This window comes from Pseudoalteromonas sp. AS71 (assembly GCF_038900275.1).
Classification (GTDB): domain Bacteria; phylum Pseudomonadota; class Gammaproteobacteria; order Enterobacterales; family Alteromonadaceae; genus Pseudoalteromonas.
In genome coordinates this window covers 115675-125086 of sequence record NZ_JBBMQZ010000016.1, presented here as the reverse complement: position 1 = coordinate 125086, position 9412 = coordinate 115675, and the positions used below count along the sequence as shown (strand labels likewise).

Annotated in this window: 8 protein-coding genes and 1 pseudogene; 8 read left to right on the top strand and 1 reads right to left on the bottom strand. The window is 39.8% G+C overall.

Annotated elements, in window-relative coordinates:
• Nucleotides 1-946, bottom strand: a pseudogene (locus tag WNY98_RS13470) (signal recognition particle-docking protein FtsY); the annotation flags it as partial.
• A gap of 207 nt (nt 947-1153) precedes the next feature.
• Between WNY98_RS13470 and rsmD the strand changes: the two are divergent.
• The 8 genes from rsmD to fis all read left to right on the top strand — a co-directional run bounded on the left by rsmD (nt 1154) and on the right by fis (nt 9334).
• Nucleotides 1154-1759 carry a 16S rRNA (guanine(966)-N(2))-methyltransferase RsmD gene (rsmD, locus tag WNY98_RS13465; RefSeq protein WP_294121779.1) on the top strand — a complete coding sequence of 202 codons (606 nt, stop codon included), beginning with the start codon at nt 1154-1156 and terminating at the stop codon, nt 1757-1759.
• Nucleotides 1760-1904: 145 nt separating this feature from the next.
• A complete protein-coding gene (gene rpsU / locus WNY98_RS13460) occupies nt 1905-2120 on the top strand; it encodes a 30S ribosomal protein S21 (protein WP_002957797.1) in 216 nt (71 codons plus the stop codon).
• Nucleotides 2121-2139: 19 nt separating this feature from the next.
• Nucleotides 2140-2586 (top strand): GatB/YqeY domain-containing protein, encoded by a 447-nt coding sequence (locus tag WNY98_RS13455; protein WP_007586535.1) that lies wholly within the window; start codon nt 2140-2142, stop codon nt 2584-2586.
• Nucleotides 2587-2830: 244 nt separating this feature from the next.
• Nucleotides 2831-4582, top strand: coding sequence for a DNA primase (gene dnaG, locus WNY98_RS13450; RefSeq protein ID WP_024603725.1), 1752 nt, complete (start codon nt 2831-2833; stop codon nt 4580-4582).
• A 390-nt stretch (nt 4583-4972) separates the two neighbouring features.
• On the top strand, nt 4973-6820 hold the full coding sequence (rpoD, locus tag WNY98_RS13445; protein ID WP_007586533.1) for an RNA polymerase sigma factor RpoD: 1848 nt from the start codon (nt 4973-4975) through the stop codon (nt 6818-6820).
• A gap of 68 nt (nt 6821-6888) precedes the next feature.
• The gene (gene prmA, locus WNY98_RS13440; protein WP_342878123.1) at nt 6889-7770 is read left to right on the top strand and encodes a 50S ribosomal protein L11 methyltransferase; all 882 of its coding nucleotides are present in this window, start codon (nt 6889-6891) and stop codon (nt 7768-7770) included.
• 282 nt (nt 7771-8052) lie between these two features.
• On the top strand, nt 8053-9024 hold the full coding sequence (dusB, locus tag WNY98_RS13435) for a tRNA dihydrouridine synthase DusB (RefSeq protein ID WP_010553368.1): 972 nt from the start codon (nt 8053-8055) through the stop codon (nt 9022-9024).
• A 19-nt stretch (nt 9025-9043) separates the two neighbouring features.
• Nucleotides 9044-9334, top strand: coding sequence for a DNA-binding transcriptional regulator Fis (fis, locus tag WNY98_RS13430; protein ID WP_002957804.1), 291 nt, complete (start codon nt 9044-9046; stop codon nt 9332-9334).
• Nucleotides 9335-9412: the final 78 nt, after the last annotated feature.

Below are 9412 nucleotides of genomic sequence, written 5' to 3'. Positions count from 1 at the left end.
CAGCAGCAATTCGTTCTTGTTCTAAACGTTCATTTTCTGCTTTTTCTAAAGCAATGCGCTCTTGCTCTAAACGCTCACTCTCTGCTTTTTCTGAAGCAATGCGCTCTTGCTCTAAACGCTCGTTTTCTGCTTTTTCTAAAGCAATGCGCTCTTGCTCTAAACGTTCATTTTCTGCTTTTTCAGCAGTAATGCGTTCTTGTTCCAAACGTTCATTTTCAACTTTTTCAGCAGCAATGCGCTCTTGCTCTAAACGCATTTGCGCTTCTTGTTCTGCTAAACGTTTTGCTTGTTCTTGTCTTTGTGCTTCAGCATCCGCTTGTTCTTTTGCTAATAACTCAGCATTCGCTTGCTCTATTACAAGCTTTTCAGCCTTTACAGCTTCATCCTTTTTTTCAAGGCGTATTTGCTCTAGTCGCTCAGCCTCTACTTTTTCTGCAGCCAATCGCTCTTGCTCTAATTGCATCTGCGTTTCTTGATCGACTAAACGTTGTGCATATTCTTGTCTTTGCGTTTCTGCATCAGCTTGTTGTTTTGCAAGTAATTCAGCATTGGCCTGCTCAATTGCAATCTTTTCTGCGTTTTCAGCACGCTCTTGCTCTAAACGTTTTGCTTCAATTTGTTCAGAAGCAATACGCTCCTGCTCTAAGCGCTCTGTTTCGGCCTCTGCTTTTAAACGTTCAGCTTGCTCCTGTGCTAGCTTTTCTTGCTCTAGACGTTTCGCTTCAATTTGTTCAGCAGCAATACGCTCCTGCTCTAAGCGCTCTGTTTCGGCTTCTGCTTGTAAACGTTCAGTTTCAGCCTGCTGTGCAAGCTTTTCTTGCTCTAGCTTCTGCGCTTCTTCTTGAGCTAATGCTTGTTGTTTATCAGCGGCTGCTTTTTGCTCTGCTTCTTTTTTATCTGACTTGCCAAAACCGAGCCACGACATGAATTTACTTTTTTTTGTCATACTTGCTAATAACCACTTATAAAAATCTGATAAACTAAAATTTGAAATAGCTTGGCAATGCCCAGCAATAGTTGCTAATAAATACAACCATTCAAAACGTAAGTGTTCAATAGTAACACTTTTAATACGGTTGAAAAATGAAGCTACGCGTAATCACCCATAATATTATCTGAGCTAGATACCATATACCATTTTTTAGTGAGCTAAATGAAAAAAAAAACAACGCAAAATAAAGCTACTAACAAGCCCAGTGATGGCTTTATTAGAGTGATTAGTGGCCAATTTCGAGGCCGAAAACTCCCTGTTAAAAATGTAGAAGGCTTAAGACCTACTACCGATCGAATTAAAGAAACTGTATTTAATTGGCTAATGCAAGATACGCGTGACACAAATGTACTTGATTGTTTTGCAGGTTCTGGTGGGTTAGGATTTGAAGCGCTATCTCGATTTGCCAAAAACGCCACATTTATCGAGCTCGACTCGTCAGCTGCCAAGCAATTAGAACTAAACATTAGTACTTTAAAGCTCGACAACGCATACGTTAAACATACTAATTCACTCTCCTTTTTAGAGCAAAAAAACACAAACGAAGCGTTTAATCTTGTATTTGTTGACCCACCATTTCGTAAAGATTTAGCGCAAACGACCTGTGATTTATTAGAAAAAAACCAATGGTTAAGCGATGATGCATTAATTTATGTTGAAGTCGAAACAGAGTTAACCACCTTTAACAACCCAAGCAACTGGTTGTTAATTAAAGAAAAAAAGGCAGGCCAAGTGTTTTGCAAACTCTACCAGCGCCAAGTAAATTAATACTGTTTTACATGATGCGTTTCTGTTAATATTGTCCTTTACATGTGGTGTTGCTTCGGATTACAATACCGCACCATTTTTGAACCACTTGATCAATGTTTGATCAACTTGAGCAACGCTCATAATTTAGGTAGGTGAATTTTTAATGCCAGTAATTAAAGTAAGAGAGAACGAACCGTTTGACGTAGCACTTCGTCGCTTCAAGCGTTCATGTGAAAAAGCAGGAATCCTTTCAGAAGTTCGTCGTCGCGAGCACTATGAAAAACCAACAGCTGAGCGTAAGCGTAAAAAAGCTGCTGCAGTAAAACGTCACATGAAAAAACTTTCTCGTGATAACGCACGTCGCGTTAAATTATACTAATATATTAGGTCTTGTATAAATGAGCCTTTTAATAACGCTAAAAGATGCGCAAAAAGATGCGATGAGAGCTAAAGACAAACAACGTCTTAACCCTATTCGTATGGTACTTGCTGCAATCAAGCAACGTGAAATTGACGAGCGCATAGAACTAGACGACGCAGGTATTACCTCCGTTATAGTGAAGCTTGTTAAACAACGTCGTGACTCTTACACTCAGTACAAAGATGCTGGGCGTGATGATTTAGCTGATATTGAAGCCAATGAAATAGTAGCACTTGAAACTTTTTTACCTCAAAAATTGAGTGAAGAAGAAATCATTGCTCTCATTGATGCGGCTATTGCTGATACTAACGCAGCAGGTATGCAAGACATGGGTAAAGTAATGGGTATAATCAAAAGCAAAGCCGAAGGTCGTGCCGATATGGGTAAAATCTCTGGTTTAATTAAGCAACGATTAACTGCCTAATACTCCCACATACATTAAAGTATGATTGAAGTAAACCGAGCCTTGCGCTCGGTTTCTTTGTTTTTAACTTTAATAAAAAGTACACCTATTAGGTTACTTTAAAATGAAATTTTTTATAGCTTCCCTATTTATTTTGCTATCATTTTGGTAAGTTAAAGCACGCTATATTTTGCATCAAGCAAGTATAAAAAAGTAAATTTCATATTCGTTATTCTTCTTATTATTTCAGGACTGTATTTTACTAATGGCTGGAAAGATCCCACGTAACTTTATAGACGATTTACTTGCCAGAACCGATATTGTCGACCTGATAGACTCAAAAGTAGGTCTAAAAAAAGCAGGTAAGGATTATCAAGCTTGCTGCCCATTTCATAACGAAAAATCGCCCTCATTTACTGTATCGCAAGACAAACAGTTTTATCATTGCTTTGGTTGTGGCGCTAATGGCAATGCAATTTCGTTTGTAATGGAGTATGAAAAGCTTGAGTTTGTAGATGCTATTGAAGAAATAGCAAGCATGCTTAACTTAGAAGTACCTCGAGAACAAGGCACAAACTCAGCACCAGAACGTACTGCTGCACAAAAACGCTCTGATTACGATTTAATGCTTCATACTGCGCGCTTTTATCAACACCAATTAAAACACCACAGTAATTCTGCTGCCGTTATTGAATATGTAAAAGGCCGTGGTTTAAGTGGTGAAACAGTTAAAAAGTTTATGATTGGCTACGCTCCCAGCGAGTGGGATGGATTATGTCTTCAGCTTGGGCGTAATAAAGAACAAAAAGAGCAGTTGGTTGAATTAAAACTAGCTTCAGAAAAAACACCAGGCAGACAATTTGATTTTTTCCGCGACCGATTAATGTTTCCTATTCGCGATAAACGCGGACGCGTTATTGCATTTGGTGGGCGTGTAATGCAAGCCGACCAAGGACCCAAATATTTAAACTCGCCAGAGACCCGAATTTTTCATAAAGGCTTTGAGCTTTATGGGCTTTATGAAGCAAAGCAAGCCCATAAAAAACTTGAGCATGTAATGGTTGTTGAAGGCTACATGGATGTTGTTGCACTTGCCGAACAAGGGATTGAATATGCCGTTGCATCACTAGGTACCGCAACAACAAGCGAGCACATGCATACTCTGTTTAGAACTACTGATAAAGTAATCTGTTGTTACGATGGTGACAGAGCTGGCCGTGATGCAGCCTGGAGAGCGCTTGAAAACGCACTTCCTTATTTAAATGATGGTAAAGCACTGCAATTTGCGTTTTTACCTGATGGCGAAGACCCTGACTCTCTTGTACAAAAAGAGGGGAAGGAGCAATTCGAATTACGCCTAAGCCAAGCTGATGACTTTACCAAGGTATTGTTTAACAAATTAAGCCAAGAAGTTGATTTAACACTCGACTCGGGGAAAGCTAAATTACTCAGTGCAGCGCTTCCACTAATTGAAAAAATCCCAAGTGAATTTTATCAAGAAAACATTCTTGAACAATTAGGGCGTTTAATCGGAAGAACACGTGAGCAATTAAATAACCGTTTAAAAACACCAAAACAACAGCATTCGATTGAACGTAAATTTAAAATAACACCGATGCGACAAGCCATTGGTATTTTAATTCAACATCCTAATTTAGCTAAAAATGTGCCGTACTTACCTGAACTCGCACAAATGAATATTGCTGGTATAGGGCTATTGTTACGTTTACAAGAGCAAGCTTTAGAGAAAGAAAATGTTACCACTGCACAATTGCTCGAATTTTTTAGAGGAACTGAAGATTATGAGCCATTAATCAAGCTTGCAACGTGGCAACACGACATAAATGAAGAACGTTTAGAAACGGTTTTTAAAAATACTTTTAAGTTTATTGAAGATCAGTGTTTAAATTATCGACTCGAGACCCTATTAATAAAGGACAAGACTCAAGGCCTTAGTAGCGACGAAAGACTTGAGTGTCATTTGTTAATGACAGCGTTAAAAGCGACTAACAGTTAGGGTCTGTTTATCTTTCGAGGTTAAGTTTACAGCAGTGTGTTTGGTATTTAGACAAGACAGAGCCTATGTAGTGTGGTTATTTCACATAAATAGGCGATAACGCAGCATAAATGCCAAACACGCGCTGCCCTTTGGGTTCGACCCAAGGGAGGTTTACTCTTTGTTGCTCGGTTTTTACTTAGCCCACTAGGTTACAAACCTCGCGCCGCGATTAAACCACCCTTGGATAGAATAAACTTTAATCCTGAAAGACCAACAGACCCTAGTCAAAATTGATTTAAACTGTTATACTGTGCTATTCACTGCGTCACATTATTCTAGTTGGCTTTAAGGCAAACTACATGATGGCGCCTGTTGTATCAACTTATCAGAGTGGAAGAAACAATCTCTATGGATCCAACTCCTCAGTCACAATTAAAACTTCTGATTCAAAAAGGTAAAGAGCAAGGCTACTTAACTTTTGCAGAAGTAAATGATCACCTTCCACAAGACATTATAGACTCAGATCAAGTAGAAGATATCATAAGCATGATTAATGATATGGGTATTAAGGTTAGCGAAAATGCGCCTGATGCTGATGAATTAATGATGCAAGAAACAACGACAGACGAAGACGCAGCTGAAGCTGCCGCTGCAGCCCTTGCGACTGTAGAAAAAGAAATCGGCCGTACAACGGATCCGGTTCGCATGTACATGCGTGAAATGGGTACTGTTGAACTTCTTACACGTGAAGGCGAAATTGTAATCGCTAAACGTATCGAAGAAGGCATTAACCAAGTACAGATTTCTGTTGCAGAGTACCCTGAAGCAATCACTTACCTGCTAGAGCAGTGGGATAAGTTTGAAGCTGAAGAAATGCGTTTAAGCGATATCATCGTTGGATTTATTGATCCTAATGAAGATACAGCGCCAATTTCAGCAACTAATATCGGTTCAGAATTAAGTGCTAAGCAACTTGATGACGATAAAGATGACAAAGATGATGCTGATAGCGATGACGAAGATGAAGAAGAAGTAGACACAGGGCCAGATCCTGAAGAAGCGCGCATTCATTTTGAAAATTTACGTGATTTATACAATAAAGCACGTGATACGTTTGAAGCTAAAGGTCGTTCGCATCCTGAATCACAAGCCGCCATTTTTGAAATTGGTGAGCTTTTCAGAACCTTTAAATTAATACCTAAACAGTTTGACCGCATGGTAAATAACATGCGTGAAATGATGGATCGTGTTCGCGTTCAAGAACGTCTAATCATGAAACAAGCTGTACAAATTGCTAAATTACCGAAGAAAACATTCGTTAAGCATTTTGCTAACAACGAAACTGACGCTTCATGGGTAGATTTAGAAATTTCGGGTAACGAAAAGTATTCAGCTAAACTTGAAGAAGTTAAGCCAGAAATCATTCGTAGCATTAATAAATTATCTGTTATTGAACAAACAACAGGTTTAAGCATTGAGCGTATTAAAGACATTAACCGTCGAATGAGCATTGGTGAAGCGAAAGCACGCCGTGCGAAAAAAGAAATGGTTGAAGCTAACTTACGTCTTGTAATCTCAATTGCTAAAAAATACACAAACCGTGGCTTACAATTCTTGGATTTAATTCAAGAAGGTAACATTGGTCTGATGAAAGCGGTTGATAAGTTTGAATATCGCCGTGGTTATAAGTTCTCTACTTATGCTACGTGGTGGATACGTCAAGCAATCACTCGCTCTATTGCTGACCAAGCAAGAACAATCCGTATTCCAGTACATATGATTGAAACGATTAATAAACTTAACCGTATTTCTCGTCAAATGTTACAAGAAATGGGTCGTGAGCCAAATCCAGAAGAATTAGCAGAACGCATGATGATGCCTGAGGATAAAATCCGTAAGGTACTTAAGATTGCTAAAGAGCCAATTTCAATGGAAACACCAATCGGTGATGATGAAGATTCTCACTTGGGTGACTTTATCGAAGATACAACTATTGATTCGCCAATTGATTCGGCAACAATGGAGTCTCTTCGTGGCGCAACTAACGATGTACTTGCAGGTCTAACAGCTCGAGAAGCTAAAGTACTACGTATGCGTTTTGGTATTGATATGAATACCGACCACACCTTAGAAGAAGTAGGTAAACAGTTTGACGTAACACGTGAACGTATTCGTCAAATAGAAGCGAAAGCGCTGCGTAAATTACGCCACCCTTCTCGCTCAGATTTACTGAAAAGCTTTTTAGACGCTAAATAATTTAGCGCTACTATATAAACTAAAAAGGCCGCTATAGCGGCCTTTTTTTCTATTTGAAGGAAATAATCATGGCTTGGATCCAAATTCGTATTAACGCCAATGCTGCAACAGCAGATGCAGTAAGTGACCTATTAATGGAAGCGGGTAGTGCTTCAGTAACCTTTATTGACGCAAAAGACACCCCTATTTACGAACCCAAAATTGGCACCGTTGTATTTTGGGCTGATACCACAGTAATTGGCTTGTTTGAAGCTAATCACGATATGAATGCAGTCGTTGCGTTACTGAAACGCCATGATGAGCTAAAGGACAATTTAGTATACAAAATAGAGCAGCTTGAGGATAAAGACTGGGAACGTGAATGGATGGATAACTTCCACCCTATTCAATTTGGTGAAAGGCTATGGATTTGTCCAAGCTGGCGCGACATTCCAGACCCTACTGCGGTAAATGTACTGCTTGACCCTGGCCTTGCTTTTGGTACGGGCACACATGCAACAACGGCCTTGTGCCTTAAGTGGTTAGAAAGCCAAGACCTAACAGGTAAAACGGTTGTTGATTTTGGTTGTGGCTCAGGCATTTTAGGTATTGCAGCTATAAAACTAGGCGCTGAGCGCATGATTGGGATTGATATTGATCCTCAAGCGCTAGAGGCAAGCTTAGATAATGCTAACCGCAATGGCGTTGCTGACAAACTTGAAGTATATCTTCCAGAAAACCAACCTGAATTTACTGCCGATATAGTAGTTGCTAATATTTTAGCCCAGCCACTTCGCGAACTACACAGTGTAATTTTAGGCTTATTAAAGCCAAGTGGTAAAATTGCCATGTCGGGCATTTTAGAAGAGCAAGCGCAATCAGTTGCTGACATTTATGCACCGTTTATTGAACTAGATGACATTGCCGTTGAAGGTGATTGGACTCGAGTTAGTGGCACTAAAAAAGCGTAATAAACTGCACAATCAAATTTAGAGCATTAACTCAAAACATCTACGTAAAGCCTGTATTTAACAGGCTTTACTATTTTTTTACATATCAAAATATTTTCTGATTATTGTATAAAAAATAAAGACTGTACGAATTTCAAACAAATAAACCCAATTGTCATATGGTTATCAAAAGTCAATACGAAAAGGGCAAAAAAAAGTTACTTTTGTTCAATTTATAGCCTTTGATTTTTGCTAAAAAAACCGTAAACTTAGCGCCCCTTGAAAAGAGGCCTATTGAATATAGTGCGTATCGGTAAATACCAACTTGAGAATAATGTAATTGTCGCGCCAATGGCTGGCATTACAGACAGACCATTTAGACAACTTTGCCGTCGTTTAGGCGCAGGGCTAGCTGTTTCTGAAATGCTATCGTCTAATCCTAAGGTTTGGAAAACGGAAAAGTCGATGAATCGTATGGATCACAGCGGTGAATCGGGTATACGCGCGGTGCAAATTGCAGGAGCAGACCCTGAGCTTATGGCGCAGGCCGCACAATTCAATGTTGCTAACGGTGCACAGATCATAGATATCAATATGGGGTGCCCAGCAAAAAAAGTGAACAAGAAACTCGCAGGCTCTGCCTTATTACAGTTTCCTGAACTTGTGGAAGAGATTATTGATGCAGTCGTTAATGCTGTTGATATACCTGTGACACTTAAAATCCGTACAGGATGGGATCCGGATAACCGTAATGGTGTAGAGATTGCGAGAATAGCTGAACGTTATGGCATTGCATCACTTGCTGTACATGGGCGTACGCGCGCATGTATGTACAAAGGTGATGCTGAGTACGCCACGATTAGGGATATAAAACGTTCAGTGTCGATTCCTGTTGTTGCCAATGGTGATATTACATCACCAGAAAAAGCAAAACAGGTTTTAGACTATACGGGTGCAGATGCCATTATGATTGGCCGAGCCGCCCAAGGTCGCCCTTGGATATTTAGGGAGATAGACCACTATTTGCGAACTGGGGAACATTTACAGCCGCCTGCTATTGCAGAGGTGCGCAGTATTTTAATGGAGCATTTAACAAACCTCCATCTGTTTTACGGTGAGCCAATGGGAGCGCGAATTGCTCGCAAACATGTATCTTGGTATTTGCAAACCCATGACAGTGATGGTCAGTTTAGGCGAGTATTTAATGCGCTCGACAACCCACAGGCACAGGTCGTCGCATTAGAGCAATACTTTAAAACACTAGCAGCTAACTAAGAAAGAAAGAGACTTAATAATGTTCGAACAAAACGTGACTTCTCCATTTATCACTAACCCTCATGTTCAGTCACACGAGAAACCGCAGCCATTGCGTGATGCAGTAAAAAAAGCTGTTCACCACTATTTAAAGCAGCTTAACGGTCAAGATGTGCAAGACGTTTACGACCTTGTTCTTTCAGAGCTAGAAGCGCCATTACTTGAAGAAGTGATGACATATACACGTGGTAACCAAACTCGTGCAGCAATTTTACTAGGTATCAACCGTGGTACTTTACGTAAAAAGCTTAAAAAATACGGCATGAACTAATATGCTGGCTGTGATTTACCACAGCTAATTATTAAAAAAGCACCCTAGGGTGCTTTTTTTATGCCCGTAATTTAATAG